14 protein-coding genes are annotated in these 14,536 nt (G+C 47.9%); 13 read left to right on the forward strand and 1 reads right to left on the reverse strand.

The genetic code is table 11. The features are described 5' to 3' along the window. Positions 1 to 22: 22 nt before the first annotated feature. From ACGTIC_RS03845 to ACGTIC_RS03895, 11 genes are all read left to right on the forward strand, one after another. On the forward strand, positions 23 to 451 hold the full coding sequence (locus ACGTIC_RS03845) for a DUF1934 domain-containing protein (protein ID WP_113855417.1): 429 nt from the start codon (positions 23 to 25) through the stop codon (positions 449 to 451). Further along, positions 451 to 2,115: an arginine--tRNA ligase gene (argS, locus tag ACGTIC_RS03850; RefSeq protein WP_113855418.1), complete on the forward strand. Its 1,665-nt coding sequence runs from the start codon at positions 451 to 453 to the stop codon at positions 2,113 to 2,115. The genes ACGTIC_RS03845 and argS overlap by 1 nt, the downstream gene beginning before the upstream one ends. A gap of 94 nt (positions 2,116 to 2,209) precedes the next feature. After that, entirely contained in the window at positions 2,210 to 3,820 is a 1,611-nt protein-coding gene (locus ACGTIC_RS03855) for a CTP synthase (RefSeq protein WP_059076690.1), read from the forward strand. A gap of 666 nt (positions 3,821 to 4,486) precedes the next feature. Continuing rightward, positions 4,487 to 5,842 (forward strand): electron transport complex subunit RsxC, encoded by a 1,356-nt coding sequence (gene rsxC / locus ACGTIC_RS03860; protein ID WP_059076691.1) that lies wholly within the window; start codon positions 4,487 to 4,489, stop codon positions 5,840 to 5,842. 17 nt (positions 5,843 to 5,859) lie between these two features. Further along, positions 5,860 to 6,897, forward strand: coding sequence for an RnfABCDGE type electron transport complex subunit D (locus tag ACGTIC_RS03865; RefSeq protein ID WP_113855419.1), 1,038 nt, complete (start codon positions 5,860 to 5,862; stop codon positions 6,895 to 6,897). 1 nt (position 6,898) lies between these two features. Further along, positions 6,899 to 7,447, forward strand: coding sequence for an RnfABCDGE type electron transport complex subunit G (locus ACGTIC_RS03870; protein WP_059076693.1), 549 nt, complete (start codon positions 6,899 to 6,901; stop codon positions 7,445 to 7,447). A gap of 2 nt (positions 7,448 to 7,449) precedes the next feature. Continuing rightward, the gene (rsxE, locus tag ACGTIC_RS03875; protein ID WP_059076694.1) at positions 7,450 to 8,073 is read left to right on the forward strand and encodes an electron transport complex subunit RsxE; all 624 of its coding nucleotides are present in this window, start codon (positions 7,450 to 7,452) and stop codon (positions 8,071 to 8,073) included. Beyond that, positions 8,073 to 8,648: an electron transport complex protein RnfA gene (locus tag ACGTIC_RS03880; RefSeq protein WP_059076695.1), complete on the forward strand. Its 576-nt coding sequence runs from the start codon at positions 8,073 to 8,075 to the stop codon at positions 8,646 to 8,648. Before rsxE ends, ACGTIC_RS03880 begins: the two co-directional genes overlap by 1 nt. A 25-nt stretch (positions 8,649 to 8,673) precedes the next feature. Then, positions 8,674 to 9,537 (forward strand): RnfABCDGE type electron transport complex subunit B, encoded by an 864-nt coding sequence (gene rnfB / locus ACGTIC_RS03885; protein ID WP_059076696.1) that lies wholly within the window; start codon positions 8,674 to 8,676, stop codon positions 9,535 to 9,537. A gap of 117 nt (positions 9,538 to 9,654) precedes the next feature. Then, positions 9,655 to 10,599 carry an FAD:protein FMN transferase gene (locus tag ACGTIC_RS03890; protein ID WP_083501486.1) on the forward strand — a complete coding sequence of 315 codons (945 nt, stop codon included), beginning with the start codon at positions 9,655 to 9,657 and terminating at the stop codon, positions 10,597 to 10,599. A gap of 159 nt (positions 10,600 to 10,758) precedes the next feature. After that, positions 10,759 to 11,208: an Lrp/AsnC family transcriptional regulator gene (locus ACGTIC_RS03895; protein ID WP_059076698.1), complete on the forward strand. Its 450-nt coding sequence runs from the start codon at positions 10,759 to 10,761 to the stop codon at positions 11,206 to 11,208. Positions 11,209 to 11,271: 63 nt separating this feature from the next. Here the strand turns inward: ACGTIC_RS03895 and ACGTIC_RS03900 are convergent, their stop codons facing one another. After that, complete coding sequence (locus ACGTIC_RS03900; RefSeq protein WP_113855420.1) at positions 11,272 to 12,006, reverse strand: ATP-binding protein; 735 nt, start codon at positions 12,004 to 12,006, stop codon at positions 11,272 to 11,274. Positions 12,007 to 12,131: 125 nt separating this feature from the next. On the opposite strand from ACGTIC_RS03900, the gene ACGTIC_RS03905 reads away from it, so the two are divergent. Both ACGTIC_RS03905 and ACGTIC_RS03910 read left to right on the forward strand, forming a co-directional pair. After that, positions 12,132 to 12,797, forward strand: a complete 666-nt coding sequence (locus tag ACGTIC_RS03905; protein ID WP_113855421.1) for a Crp/Fnr family transcriptional regulator — start codon at positions 12,132 to 12,134, stop codon at positions 12,795 to 12,797. A gap of 125 nt (positions 12,798 to 12,922) precedes the next feature. After that, a complete protein-coding gene (locus ACGTIC_RS03910) occupies positions 12,923 to 14,515 on the forward strand; it encodes a bifunctional UDP-sugar hydrolase/5'-nucleotidase (RefSeq protein WP_113855422.1) in 1,593 nt (530 codons plus the stop codon). The last annotated feature ends 21 nt before the right edge of the window (positions 14,516 to 14,536 follow it).

Raw genomic sequence — 14,536 nt, forward strand, 5'->3', positions numbered from 1 at the left:
AAAAAAGAAAGGTTGGAATTCCGTGAAACCCGTTGTCGTAAGCGTTACGAGCATCCAGCGCAATGAACAAGGTCAGGAGCTGAAAATGGAGCTCGTATCGGAAGGCAAGTATTATAGGAAAAAAGGTACCCAGTATATTATGTATGCCGAAAGCGAAATCACGGGACTTGAAGGTGTGACCACCATCATCAAGGTCCTGGATAATGGCAACGTCGTACTGGTACGGACAGGGAAGATGCAGCAGCGGCAGGAATACTGGCCGGGAAGGGAAACCCATTCGTGGTACGATACGCCTCTGGGCAGGCTTCCGGTCACGCTGAAGACCTATGTGTGCCGCTCCACTCTGTCCGATGGTACGGGACATATAGAACTGGGATACGATGTGACAATCGATGGTTTTGCGTCCAATTATAATCAGCTGTCTATTGATGTGCAGGAGGATCATGCGTAATGGAAATGAAGGAATTAGTCAAGCAAGGCATACAGGAAGCTCTGGACAGAGCTGTCAAGGCGGGCACACTGCCTCAGGGAGAATACCCTGAAGTCGTGCTCGAAGTACCTCCCCAGAAGAAATTTGGCGATTTTGCGACGAATATTGCCATGCAGTCGGCGCGCATTGCCCATACATCTCCGCAGCTGATTGCCCGCGCTATTGTAGACCAGATGGATTATCCCTGGCTGGACAAGGCAGAAATTGCCGGTGCCGGCTTTATCAATTTCTTCCTGAATCATATGGTAATTTACGATACGCTCCGGCAGATTCTTTCTGCAGGTGAACAGTATGGGCAGGCAGAGCTGCGGGAAGATGACACCGTGCAGGTCGAATACGTCAGTGCCAACCCGACGGGACCGCTCCATGTCGGCCATGGCCGCGGCGCTGCCTACGGCAGTGCTCTCGTAAATCTTTTACGCAAGGCCGGCTACCATGTACAGGCTGAATATTATATCAATGACGCCGGCAATCAGATGGATAATCTGGCGGCTTCCGTCAATGCACGCTATCTGGAACTTTTAGGATATCCTTCGGAAATCCCGGAAAACGGATATCACGGCCATGACATCGTTGAAACGGCCCAGGCCATTATAGACCAGGACGGGGATGCGTATTTATCTATGGCAGAACCGGAACGGCTGGCGTACTTCAAGGACCGGGCCTATGCAGAAAAACTGAAGGCCCTGCGGCAGGATCTGGCTGCGTTTAATGTCCATTATGATAACTGGTTCAGCGAACGGACTCTCCATCCCGATGCCATCCGCGCGGCCTGTGATGAATTGAAAAAACGGGGCAAGGCCTACGAAAAAGACGGGGCGCTCTGGCTGAAATCGACCGATTACGGCGACGATAAAGACCGGGTCATCATCCGCGATAACGGCGTGCCAACCTATCTGGCTGCCGATATTGCCTATCACAAGAACAAATATGAACGGGGCTTTAAGAAGATGATCAATATCTGGGGTGCCGATCATCATGGATACGTAGCCCGCGTCAAGGCGTCCATGGCAGCTCTCGGATATGATCCGGCTCAGCTGGAAGTGCTGCTGCTGCAGATGGTCAGCCTGTTCCGCGATGGCAAGCCCGTGAAGATGAGCAAGCGGACTGGCCAGGCAATCACCCTGAATGAACTGATTGAAGAAGTCGGGACCGATGCAGCCCGGTATTTCTTTATCATGCGCTCTCTCGATACGCAGCTCGACTTCGACCTGGACCTGGCGAAATCCCACAGCAATGAAAATCCGGTATATTATATCCAGTATGCCCACGCCCGGATTTACAGTATTTATAAACAAATCGAGGAAGCAGGCGGTACTATCCCGGAAGAATGGTCTGACGTAGTCTGGGATACACTGAAGGAACCACAGGAACTGGAACTGATTAAGAAGATGGCGGCTTTCCCGGAAGAAATCCAGATTGCCGCACGGGAACGGGCTCCGCACCGCATAGCTCATTTTGCTCATGAACTGGCCAGCCTGTTCCATAACTTTTATAACCACTGCCATGTCATCCAGCCCGATAAGGACCTGGAAAAAGCAAGACTGGCCCTGGTTACGGCCGTCCGGATTACCATCGCCGGATGTCTGGCTATTTTAGGGGTTTCTGCTCCTGAAAAAATGTAATATAATATACCTTATGATTTCCTGCCGCAGTTGCGGCATCTTACAGTACTTACTTTATCAGTCTACGAGCAGTCATGCTCAGCAGGGAGGAATTATGGCTAAATACATATTTGTGACAGGCGGGGTTGTTTCATCACTCGGTAAAGGGATTACGGCAGCGGCACTGGGCCGTCTTCTGAAAAATCGTGGTTTCAAGGTTACGATTCAGAAGTTTGACCCCTATATCAATGTAGACCCCGGTACGATGAGCCCCTATCAGCACGGTGAAGTTTTTGTCACCGACGACGGCACGGAAACAGATTTGGATTTAGGTCATTACGAACGTTTCATTGATATCAATCTGGGTAAGAATTCCAATGTCACGACCGGCAAGATTTACTGGTCGGTGCTTCAAAAAGAACGGCGTGGCGATTATCTGGGCCATACGGTACAGGTTATTCCCCACATTACCAATGAAATCAAAAACCGCGTGTACCGTGTAGGCGATGATGACAATGCCGACGTCGTCATTACGGAAATCGGCGGGACTGTCGGCGATATTGAAAGCCTGCCGTTCCTGGAAGCCATCCGCCAGATAAAGAAAGAAGTAGGCCGCAATGACGTGTTGTATATTCACGTCACTCTGGTACCGTACATCGGAGCTGCGGGCGAACTGAAGACGAAACCGACCCAGCACAGCGTAAAAGAATTGCGGGGTATTGGCATCCAGCCCGATATCATCGTCTGCCGTACAGAACGGCCGCTGTCTGATGAAATGAAAGATAAACTGGCCCTGTTCTGCGATATTGATAAAGATGCTGTCATCGAAAATAAAACACTGGACAGCATTTATGAAGTACCGCTTCTCCTTTCTGAAGAAGGATTGGATCGTATCGTACTGGAAAAACTGGATCTGCCGGATAAACCGTGCGATATGGAAGACTGGAAGAAGATGGTCCATGCTATCTATCACACGGAACATGACCTTACGATTGCCCTCGTAGGCAAATATGTAGCACTTCACGATGCCTACCTCAGTGTAGCCGAAGCACTGAGTCATGCCGGTTATGCCTATAAGACCAAAGTGCATATCAGATGGATTGATTCGGAAACGCTGGAACCGTCTGATGCCAATCTTGATGAAGTGTTCAGCGGTGTAGATGGCATTGTCGTACCCGGCGGATTTGGCAACCGCGGTGTAGAAGGCAAGATTAAGACGGTACAGTATGCGCGGGAACATAAGATTCCCTACCTGGGACTTTGCCTGGGCATGCAGTGCGCTGTCATGGAATTCGCCCGCAACGTCGTAGGCCTGAAAGGGGCAACGAGTTCGGAATTCCAGGAAGATGCCGAATTTCCGGTCATCGATCTCATGCCGGATCAGGTGGATATTTCTAACAAAGGTGGTACGATGCGCCTCGGCTTATATCCCTGCAAACTGGCTGAAGGCACTAAGGCACGGGAAGTTTACGGACAAGACCTTATTTACGAACGGCATCGTCATCGCTGGGAATTCAACAATAAGTACCGGACAGAACTTACCAAAGCCGGGCTGGTCATATCGGGGACATCTCCTGACGACCGGCTGGTCGAAATTGTAGAACTTCCGGATCACCCCTATTTTGTCGGCTGCCAGTTCCATCCGGAATTTAAATCCCGTCCGACTAAAGCCCATCCGTTATTCAGAGGACTCATCTCGACAGCGTTGGAATTAAAAAATAAATAAATCCGTCTGTATATTCTGCTGCTCCGCTATATCATGCGGAGCAGTATTTTTTGTGGCATCCTGCCCGAAAAGTTTATCGTTTAAGTTATATTTGTTGTCACTTTTTGATATAGTACTTTGTTCTAATTTTTCACATACATGGCCCAGGCTATGGTGATAATTCCATGAATCAGATAAATTCTCATCTATGTATCACGAATATGTGATGAATACAGACCTTTTCTGTATATAAAATACGCATAATCAATATGCGGAATAGGAAAAATATTTTGGGACAAAAGTCGATAATCATGCGGAATATATAGAAGACACGCGGAAATAGGGCAGGAGCTTGCTATAATTTTCACATTGAATAATAAAAGAGATGATGATATAATGATAACGATTGAAAGTGGATAATTCTGTCCTGATAAAACGTTTATCTGCTTTCGAAAGAGCGGTCACCTAGTGATTGCAGATTTGTAAGCACCCCTTTGGGATACGATATAGTGCAGTCGGAATTCATCGGCGGCATTACGGCTTTCATGCCGTCTTGTAGAGGCGTCAAGTTATTCGACAGGTTTTTGACAGACAAGAAATATGCCGGGCCGGAAAACGTATCGCTTCTCTAAATTGGTTGCTTAATGTTTTTATTTTTTCATTATATATTTAATGAGGTGATTTTTGATGTTGAAAACCTTTAAAAGAGGTGGGGTTCATCCTGACGATGGCAAAATCTATGCAAAAGATAAAGCCATAGAAACCCCAGCAATACCGGATCAAGTAGTCATCCCGATGAGCCAGCATTTTGGCGCTCCTTGCACTCCGACAGTCAAGGTTGGCGATCATGTCAAGAAAGGGCAGCTCATTGGTACGAGCGATGCTTTTCTCCATGCTGACATCCATGCTTCTATTTCCGGTGATGTTGTCAAGGTAGCTCCCATGCCGCACAACATGATGGTTAAGTGCATGGCTGTTGTCATCAAATCGGATGGTAAGGATGAATGGGCTGATGGCATTCCCCAGGAACGGGACTGGACTAAGCTCGAAAGCAAGGAAATCATCGAACTGATTAAAAAAGCAGGCGTTGTAGGCTGCGGTGGCGCTACCTTCCCTGCTCATGTAAAATTTACGCCTAACAAACCTGTCGATACTTTCATTGTAAACGGTGCCGAATGCGAACCGTATCTGACATGCGACTACCGTGCCATGGTAGAAGATGAATATGTTCAGAAACTGGTAACCGGTGTCCAGATTATCATGAAAGCTCTCGGTGTACATCAGGGTTATATCGGAATTGAAGATAATAAACCGGAAGCTATCGCCAAACTGACAGAAGCTTTTAAAGATATTCCGGAAGTTACGGTTCAGCCTTGTGTCACGAAATATCCGCAGGGCGCTGAAAAAATGATGATTGAAGCCATGACAGGCCGTCAGGTCGAACCGGGCGGACTGCCGATGAATGTCGGCTGTGTCGTAAGCAATGTCGGTACGGTCATTGCCGTTACCGATGCCGTATGCCATGGTATCCCGTTCATTTCCCGTCTGACGACTGTAACCGGTGACTGCATCAAGGAACCGAAGAACCTGAATCTCCGTATTGGTACATTGTTCCAGGAAGTCATTGATTATTGCGGCGGTTTCTCCCAGACTCCCGACCGGGTAATCGGCGGCGGCCCGATGATGGGTCTTGCCCAGTACCAGCTCGATGTTCCTATTACCAAAGGTGCATCTGGTATCCTCGCATTATCGCCTGAAAAATGCCAGGTTGGTGAAGAATCTCCGTGTATCCGTTGCGGCCGTTGTGTAGAAGCATGTCCGATGGGTCTTATCCCGAGTCAGCTGAGCATCTTCTCTTCCTGCCAGGCATGGGATAAATGCATGGAATACGGTGTCATGAACTGCGTAGAATGCGGCAGCTGCGTTTATACCTGCCCGGCAAAACGCAATATCGTCCAGTATATCCGCAACGCCAAGGCACAATGCAAAGCTATGCAGAGAGCAGCACAGGCCAAAGCCGATGCGCAAAAGGCTAAGAACTAATTGGAAGAAGGGATATCATGAGTCCAGAAGCGAAAGGACAAACTATAGGAAAGGATGCTAAAGACATGCAGGAATTAAATCTTACTGTATCATCTTCACCGCATGTTCGCTGTAACGAAAGCATTCCTAAGATTATGTGGAATGTTGTAGCTGCTCTCGTACCGGCTGCTGCGTTCGGCGTTTACTATTTCGGTGCCAATGCACTTCTTAACATGGTCGTTGCAGTTGTGTCTGCAGTTATTTTTGAATTTTTATGGGAAAAAGCACTGCACAAGAAAGTCACTATCACCGATGGCAGTGCCGTCATCACCGGCCTTCTGCTGGCGATGTGCTGCCCGCCGAGCCTTCCCTGGTGGATGAGCATCGTCGGTTCCTTCCTGGCCATCGTCGTATGTAAACAGTCTATGGGCGGCCTTGGTTATAACCTCTTTAACCCTGCTCACGTCGGCCGTGCCGGCCTGATGGTTTCCTGGCCGATTGCCATGACGACATGGACTAACATGGACGGCAGTGCTGCTGTCAGTGCCGTTGCCGGACCTACTCCGCTGAATGCCTTCAAGCATGGCGGTCAGGATGCATTGTTCAATGCATTCAATGCCACCGACTGGGGTACCATTTATCAGCAGATGTTCTTTGGCATGCGCAGCGGTTCCGCTGGTGAAACCTGCACGGTCCTGTTGATTCTCGGCGGTCTCTATCTGATCTGGAAAGGTTACATCAAATGGCAGGTTCCGGTTGTCATGATTGCAACTGTCGGCGTTCTTACTGCTATTATTTACAGCCCTAATGCTGCTGTATTTGAAATGATGGCCGGCGGCCTCATTATTGGTGCTTTCTTCATGGCAACAGATATGGTCACGGCTCCGATTACACTGAAAGGCCAGATTATTTTTGCACTCGGTGCAGGCCTTATTACCGTACTGATCCGTGTGCTCGGCGGGTATCCGGAAGGCGTTTGCTATTCCATCCTGCTCATGAACACACTGACTCCGCTGATTGACCGTCTCGTCAAACCGACCGTCTTCGGTGAAGTAAAGGCAAAGGGGGCTAAATAAAATGGCAGACAATAATAAGAGCGGTATCTTCAAAATCGCTATGAATCTGGTTTGCACGTGCCTCGTTTCCGGCTGTATCATCGGTCTCGTATTCTTCATTACCGGCCCGACGGCTGCAGCGAAAGCAGAACAGATGAAACAGGATTCCATGAAAGCCCTGGTCGATGCTGACCAGTTCGTTCCTGTTCCTGGTGAAACGGATACGTTCATCGCTCAGAAGGGCGGACAGAAAGTAGCGTATATCATTCCGACGGCTCCGAAAGGATATGGCGGACCGATCAAAATGCTGACCGCCGTTTCCATGGATGGCAAAGTCATCGATTATACGGTTCTCGAAGCCAATGAAACTCCGGGCCTCGGCGACAGAGGTGCTAAATCCCCGTTTAAAGACCAGTTCAAAGGCAAAAAAGCAGAAAATCTGGAAGTTACCAAAAATGCCTCTGAAAAAGATAAAATTCAGGCTATGACGGGTGCCACCATTTCTTCCCGGGCCTTTACAAAAGGCGTAAAAGAGGCTGTTGAAAAAGCAGCGCAGTTAGGGGGTAAATGATAATGAATCTTTGGAAAGTATTTACTAGAGGCATTATTGAAGAAAACCCGTACTTCGTCCTGGCCTTGAGCCTGTGCCCGGGCCTCGCCGTTACAACCAGTGTCGTCAATGGTCTGACCATGGGTTGTACAGTATGGTTCGTTATTACCGCCAACAACACGGTAGTTTCGATTATCCACAAATTGATTAACAAAAAAGTCCGTATCCCTGTATACATCACCTGTATTGCTACCATCGTAACGTGCGTACAGTTGTTCCTGCAGGCCTATGCTCCGGACCTGTATAAAGCTCTGGGCGTATACCTCGACCTGGTTGTCGTATTTGCTATCATCCTGGCACGTGCAGAATCGGTTGCTTCCAAAAACGGCGTCGTCGTTTCGTTCCTCGATGGTATGGGCATGGGCATCGGCTTTACGATTGCTATGTTCCTTATTTCCTTTATCCGTGAAATCCTTGGCAATGGCACCTTCTTTGGCATGCCGGTCTTTGGCGATGCTTATCAGCCTGCCCTGATCATGGCCCTGCCGCCGGGAGCTTTCATGCTCATCGGTTTCATCATGGCCGGTTTCAAAATCTGGAATAAGCATGTTGAAAGACAGAGACAATTGAAAGGGGTTGAAGGATAATGGGCGCATATTTTACGCTGTTTATCGGAGCTGTTCTGATTAACAACTTCGTATTGACCAAGTTCCTGGGCCTGTGTATCTTCTTCGGCGTTTCCAAGAACTTAAATGCATCCGTCGGGATGGGCTTTGCCGTAACGTCCGTCATTACCCTCAGTACAATCCTGGCCTGGCTGCTTTACACGCAGGTTCTCGTTCCACTTCATCTGGAATTCCTGCGTACGATTTCGTTCGTAATTCTGATTGCCAGTTTCGTGCAACTATTGGAAATTGTCATCAAGAAAGAATCTCCGACGCTGTATAACATGTGGGGGATTTACCTTATGCTGATTGCAACGAACTGTATCGTTCTGTCCGTTCCTGTTATCAGTGTTACCAACAATTACAACTTCGTTGAAAACATCGTATTCGCCGTTGGTGCCGGCCTTGGCTTTGCTCTGGCTCTGATCCTCATGGCCAGCTGCCGTGAAAAACTGGACTATGCAGATGTACCGGAACCGCTCAAGGGTACACCGATTGCCTTCGTTGTAGCTGGTATGCTGTCCCTGGCATTCCTCGGCTTTTCCGGTATGATATAACGGAGAAAAGGAGATGTACTAGATCATGGATTATACGTTAACCGCGATCATGGCTGTCGTCATTCTGACCTGCATTGGCCTCGTATTTGGCTTTGTCCTGGCCTCGGCAGATAAGAAGTTTGCCATGGAAGAAAATCCGCTCATCGGCGAAGTTAAAGAAGCACTGCCACAAGGTCAGTGTGGTGCTTGTGGTTTTGCCGGTTGTGCAAAATATGCTGAAGCTGTCGTTCTCGATCCGGATGTTCCGCCCAATCTCTGCGTACCTGGCAAAGCAGCTGTTGCTGCTGTCGTAGCTAAACTGACAGGGAAAGTCGCTGAAGCAACGGAACCGAAATATGCCCACGTCAAATGCCGTGGCGGCAATGGTATTGCCAAACTTGCTTTTGAATACAAGGGCGTACATGACTGTGCTGCTGCCAAGCTGGTCCAGCAGGGTCCCAAGTTCTGTAAATTCGGCTGCCTTGGATTTGGCAACTGCGTACGCAGCTGTCCGTTCGGCGCTATGACCATGGGCGAAAATGGTCTGCCCCAGGTCAATAAAGATATCTGCACTGGCTGCGGCAAATGCGCCAGTGTCTGCCCGAACCATGTAATAGAACTGCTTCCTATCAGTGCAAAAGTAAGCGTAAGCTGCAGCTCCAAAGATTTTGGTGCACCAGCTATGAAGAACTGTAAAGCCCTCTGCCTGGGCTGCGGTTCCTGCATGCGCAACTGCTCGCATAAAGATGAAGAAGCCATCAAGATTATCGATCACCTCGCCGTTGTCAATCAGGATGTCTGCCACCATTGTGACAATGCTACCTGCCTGACCAAGTGCCCGACTGGTGCTATCGGTGAAATGATTAAAGGCGTCTATAAGAAAGAAGAAACGAAAGAAAACGTAGGTTAATATATGGATCTGAAACGCTATGCCCGTTATCTCAGCATGGCTGCGCTTTTGATCGTTATGAGCTGCTCCGGGTGTTCACTGCATCCGGAGCAGTCTTATAATAAGAGCACCATTGCCATGGATACAACGATTCAGCTGCGGGCAGAAGGAAAAGAAGCAAAAGAAGCCGTAGAAGAAGGGCTCGAACGGGTACATCAGCTCGATAGTCTGGCCAGTGCCCAAAATCCGGATAGTGATATAAGCCGCATCAATGCAGCGGCCGGTCAATCCTATGTCCAGGTAGACCCGTCAGTCTATGAAATGATTGCCATTGCCAAAGAATATTCGGAAAAGACCCAGGGGGCATGGGACATCAGTGTCGGTATCATCACAAAATTGTGGGATATCGGAAATGATGACCAGCATGTTCCGTCCGATGAAGAAATTGCATCGGCCCTGACTCACGTAAATTATAAGGATATCCTGCTCGAACCGGGAACTCACAGCGTCATGCTGGCGAAAGAAGGGATGTGCCTCGATCTGGGCGGTATCGCCAAGGGTTTTGCCGTCGATGAAGTTCGCAAGATTTATGAAGCCCACCACATTCAGAGCGGGCTCATCAACATGGGGGCCAGTTCTATGTATGCCGTCGGCAGGACGGGCAAGGATAAGCCATGGAAAATTGGTATCCGCCATCCCCGCAATGATTCTCCCGATACGTATCTGGGCATCGTTTCTATTGAGAATCAGGCCTTAGGCACTTCCGGGGATTATGAACGGTACTTCATCCAGGATGGCATCCGCTACCATCATATTTTTGATCCGCGGACCGGCCGACCAGCCCGTTCCGGCGTTATGAGTGATTCTGTCGTCATTGATGGAAAGGTTGATCATGCCGGTATGCTCAGTGACATGTTTACGACCATTATCTTTGTCCTTGGACCTGAAAAAGGGATGGAATTCCTTAAAAATCTGGATGGTGTAGAAGGCGAAATAACGGCGGAAGACGGCACTGTATACATGACGGAAGGGTTTAAGGACCATTTTTCTGATCTTAACGAGGACTTTCATCTGGTGAAGTAAATCCTGTATTCTGTGGATTTTCTCGTTATACGATTGATTATAAAGACATTCAATAAATTTTAAATTATATATTTACATTTCCTTTATAATGTAAGATAATATATGTATGCAGAAATTTTTTAATCTTGCATTAACTAACGTAAGGGGGATGTAACCTGAATGGATCATATTGACGAAAAAATCCTGACAATTCTTAAGAAGAATGGCAAGGCTTCAGCTACGGAAATCAGCAAAATAGTCGGCCTGTCTATACCGGCTGTTTCAGAACGAATCCGTAAAATGGAACACAATGGTATTATTGAAGGCTATGGGGCTAAAATCAGCCGCCGCAAGACGGGCTATAACGTCACGGCCTTTATTATGGTCAACCTGGAACGTTCCGGTGATGTGGAAGAATTCCGCCAGAAAGTTGTCGAATTTAACCAGGTATTGGAATGCCATCATGTGGTCGGTGCTTTTGACTACCTGCTGAAGGTATTGGTCAAGACACCGGACGATCTGGAACATTTCCTCATGGAAGAGCTCAATGAAATTCCGACGGTAGCTTCATCTCAGACATTCATGTGTCTTTCTACTTTGAAGGAAGAATGGAATGTCAATGTGCAGTGAAAAAGAAACGGGCGTGCAAAGCAGTTTTGCTTTCGCACGCCCGTTTCTTTTTATAGAGCTGATTTATTTATCTAATATGTTTCCGTCAAGGGAGATGGTAACCACCTGCCAGGGAATGAACTTGCCACTCTGCTGCAAGGCTTTTTTGGCTGCCATTTCCAGTCCACCGCAGCAGGGAACTTCCATGCGGACGATAGTTACTTCTTTTATGTCATTGCTGCGGATGATTTCCGTCAACTTTTCTGAATAGTCGATGTCATCCAGTTTGGGGCAGCCGATAAGGGTGATACGGTTTTTGATGAAGTCTTCATGAAAACGGCCATAAGCATAGGCGGTGCAATCGGCGGCGATGAGGAGCCGGGCACCGTTAAAATATGGTGCATGGGCTGGTACCAGTTTGATTTGTACCGGCCATTGGCGCAACCGGGACAGGGACGGCTGGGATGATGCGCATCCAGAATCCTGGCCTGTAAGTACCTGGCTCTTCTGGCCGGGACAGACAGGCTGCTCCTGATGCAGTGTCTGCATGCGGCTTCCGGGGCAGCCCGTTCCGGTATAATGTGCTTTTTGGTGTTCCGCTACCGCCTGGGCATCATAGGGAGCCGCTTCACGTTCTTCAAAGGTAATGGCATCGGTCGGGCAATGGGGAAGACAGTCACCCAGGCCATCACAGTAGTCGTCCCGCAGCAGCGTGGCTTTGCCGTTTATCATGGCAATCGCTCCTTCGTGGCAGGCCCGGGCACAGGAGCCGCAGCCGTTACATTTATCCTGATTGATGTGAATGATTTTACGTTTCATTTGAATTTCCTCCTTAATACACAGGGTTTTATGATATACTTTTATTCAGAGTGCTTTTGTTTATATCATTAGTATAGTACAATAAGAAAGAAAAATCTGTTGTTATTCTAACAATGAGGTGCGAAATGAATCAAAATGTGACTGTATTAAAAAAATTGCCCTTATTTCTGGGAATTAACGAAAAGGAAATCGATGTACTCCTTAAAGATATGGGAAGCCGTGTACGTTCATACGATAAGGGAAATTTTATCTTTTATGCCGGTGATGAAGTGCATGCATTGGGCATTGTTCTACATGGTAGTGTCCATATTATACAAGAGGATTACTGGGGAAATCGTAATATACTGGCATATATCCCTGCAGGAGGCATGTTTGCAGAAGCTTTTGCCAGTCTTCCCGATGCCCGTTCTGCCGTCGATGTCATGGCGGTAGAAAAAAGTGAAGTGTTGTTCATCAATCTCCGCTACATCCTGGGTGGCCATACGATGCTGACGGAAAGTCAGAAAACATTGGCGGCCAATCTGCTGGCAGTATTGGCTGGAAAAAATCTTGTACTGACTGAAAAAATACGATACATGTCACAGCGTTCGACAAGGCAAAAACTGATGGCCTATTTGTCACACGAAGCGAGAAAAAGAGGCAAGGATACGTTTTCCATCGAATTTAACCGGCAGCAGCTGGCAGATTTTTTATCCGTAGACCGGTCTGCCATGTCGGCTGAATTGGGCAGAATGAAGCGGGATGGCCTTATTGATTATAATAAAGAAACGTTTACCCTGTTCCATAGCTGATTTAGACGGGAAAGGGAACTGCCATATGGAAAAAAATCTGAATATTTCTGTTAGTTAGTGTATAATACTAATGAAAATATATAACAAACGTATAGCATTAGAGTAACTTAATTGGAGGGGTACACATGAAAAAGAAAACTGCAGCCCTGGCGCTGGTTCTGTCCTGTTTAGTCAGTTCAGCATTTGCAGCAGATTATTCTCATTTGGTCATTATGCATACTAACGATACTCATGGATACGATCAGCGTGCCGATGGTGTCAACGGTATGGCAACCGTTGCGGCACTCAGAAAAGATTTTGAAGCCCAGGGAAAACAAGTATTACTGCTCGATGCAGGGGATGCAATCCAGGACAACAATCTGGTCAATCTGAGCAAAGGAAAAACGGCTATTGATTTCATGAATGCCGCCGGATACGATGCCATGGCCCTGGGCAATCATGAATTCGATTATGGGGCGGATGTCACACAACAGCGCATCAAGCAGGCTCATTTCCCCGTCATGTCAGCGAATATCATCGTAGACGCCACGGGAAAGCCGTTTACTCCGAAGACACATGCCATCCTTAAAAAAGGCAATCTGAACATTGGCGTATTTGGCCTGACGACCCCTTCGACGGTGACGACTTCCAACCCGAAAAGTACGCGGGGACTGACGTTCCTGGCTAAAGATAATATGTATACGGCTGCTCAAAAGGAAGTCAATGCATTAAAAGATGCAGACTGTGATCTGGTCATTGCCATCGGTCATCTGGGAAGTGCTCCCGATGCAGCGGGAGACCGGTCGGACGATGTGCTCAATCACGTTCAGGGAATTGACATTTTTATTGATGGCCATGATCATGTCATAAAAGACCGTACAGTAAACGACACACTGTTAGCCGAAACGGGGGCACATCTGGCCAATATCGGTGTCATTCAACAGGTTGATGGGAAATGGAAAGAAGACCTGTATCCTTATGGACGATATAATAAGGAAGATCCTAAAGTAAAAGCTATAGTAGATAAGGCACAGGCCCGTATTACCAAGAAATTGGCCAGTGTGGTCGGCACAACGGCGATGACACTCGATGGCACACGCGCACCCGGCGTCCGGACTGAAGAAACGAATCTGGGTGATTTTCTGGCCGATGCCTTCCTGTGGCAGGTACGTCAGGCTACGGTGTTACAGCATGTCCGTGTTGATGGGGCTATCATGAATGGCGGCAGTATCCGTGCTTCTATCAACAAGGGAAAAATCACAGAAAATGATTTGCTGCTCGTCATGCCTTATCACAACTACCTCCAATATGTGACGATGAAAGGATCGACGTTATTGGAAATCCTGGAAGCCGCAACCTGTACGACCCCGAAAGCTATTGGTGCATTTCCGCAGGTAGCAGGGATTGAATACACCGTCGATACGCGGGTACCTTATGCCAAAGGGGACGTATATCCTCATTCCACCTATTATAGTCCGGCAAAACCGGGAAGCCGCGTGACCATTACAAAAGTAGGTGGCAAATCCTTCAACCCCGATGCGACGTATTGCATCGTCGTTCCCGATTATCTGACATCGGGTGGCGATACCTATTCTGCCTTGACAGATCCCGCTAAAGTAACGGTTGGTGATGTCGATTATCTCGATGTCGATGCTGCCCGCAATTATATCAAAGAAGCTCTGGGAGGAAACGTGGGAGATACGTATGCAAAACCACAGGGCCGTATTACGATTATTTAGACAAAAGGGAAAGAAGGATTC

Source organism: Megasphaera hexanoica, from assembly GCF_043520715.1.
Classification (GTDB): Bacteria; Bacillota; Negativicutes; order Veillonellales; family Megasphaeraceae; genus Megasphaera; species Megasphaera hexanoica.

Bases quoted from the DNA above. Each gene is read 5' to 3' on its own strand.
- argS (WP_113855418.1), top strand. From the start codon at position 451: ATGGAAATGAAGGAATTAGTCAAGCAAGGCATACAGGAAGCTCTGGAC.
- ACGTIC_RS03855 (WP_059076690.1), top strand. From the start codon at position 2,210: ATGGCTAAATACATATTTGTGACAGGCGGGGTTGTTTCATCACTCGGT.
- rsxC (WP_059076691.1), top strand. From the start codon at position 4,487: ATGTTGAAAACCTTTAAAAGAGGTGGGGTTCATCCTGACGATGGCAAA.
- ACGTIC_RS03865 (WP_113855419.1), top strand. From the start codon at position 5,860: ATGAGTCCAGAAGCGAAAGGACAAACTATAGGAAAGGATGCTAAAGAC.
- ACGTIC_RS03870 (WP_059076693.1), top strand. From the start codon at position 6,899: ATGGCAGACAATAATAAGAGCGGTATCTTCAAAATCGCTATGAATCTG.
- rsxE (WP_059076694.1), top strand. From the start codon at position 7,450: ATGAATCTTTGGAAAGTATTTACTAGAGGCATTATTGAAGAAAACCCG.
- ACGTIC_RS03880 (WP_059076695.1), top strand. From the start codon at position 8,073: ATGGGCGCATATTTTACGCTGTTTATCGGAGCTGTTCTGATTAACAAC.
- rnfB (WP_059076696.1), top strand. From the start codon at position 8,674: ATGGATTATACGTTAACCGCGATCATGGCTGTCGTCATTCTGACCTGC.
- ACGTIC_RS03890 (WP_083501486.1), top strand. From the start codon at position 9,655: ATGGATACAACGATTCAGCTGCGGGCAGAAGGAAAAGAAGCAAAAGAA.
- ACGTIC_RS03895 (WP_059076698.1), top strand. From the start codon at position 10,759: ATGGATCATATTGACGAAAAAATCCTGACAATTCTTAAGAAGAATGGC.
- ACGTIC_RS03900 (WP_113855420.1), bottom strand. From the start codon at position 12,006: ATGAAACGTAAAATCATTCACATCAATCAGGATAAATGTAACGGCTGC.
- ACGTIC_RS03905 (WP_113855421.1), top strand. From the start codon at position 12,132: ATGAATCAAAATGTGACTGTATTAAAAAAATTGCCCTTATTTCTGGGA.
- ACGTIC_RS03910 (WP_113855422.1), top strand. From the start codon at position 12,923: ATGAAAAAGAAAACTGCAGCCCTGGCGCTGGTTCTGTCCTGTTTAGTC.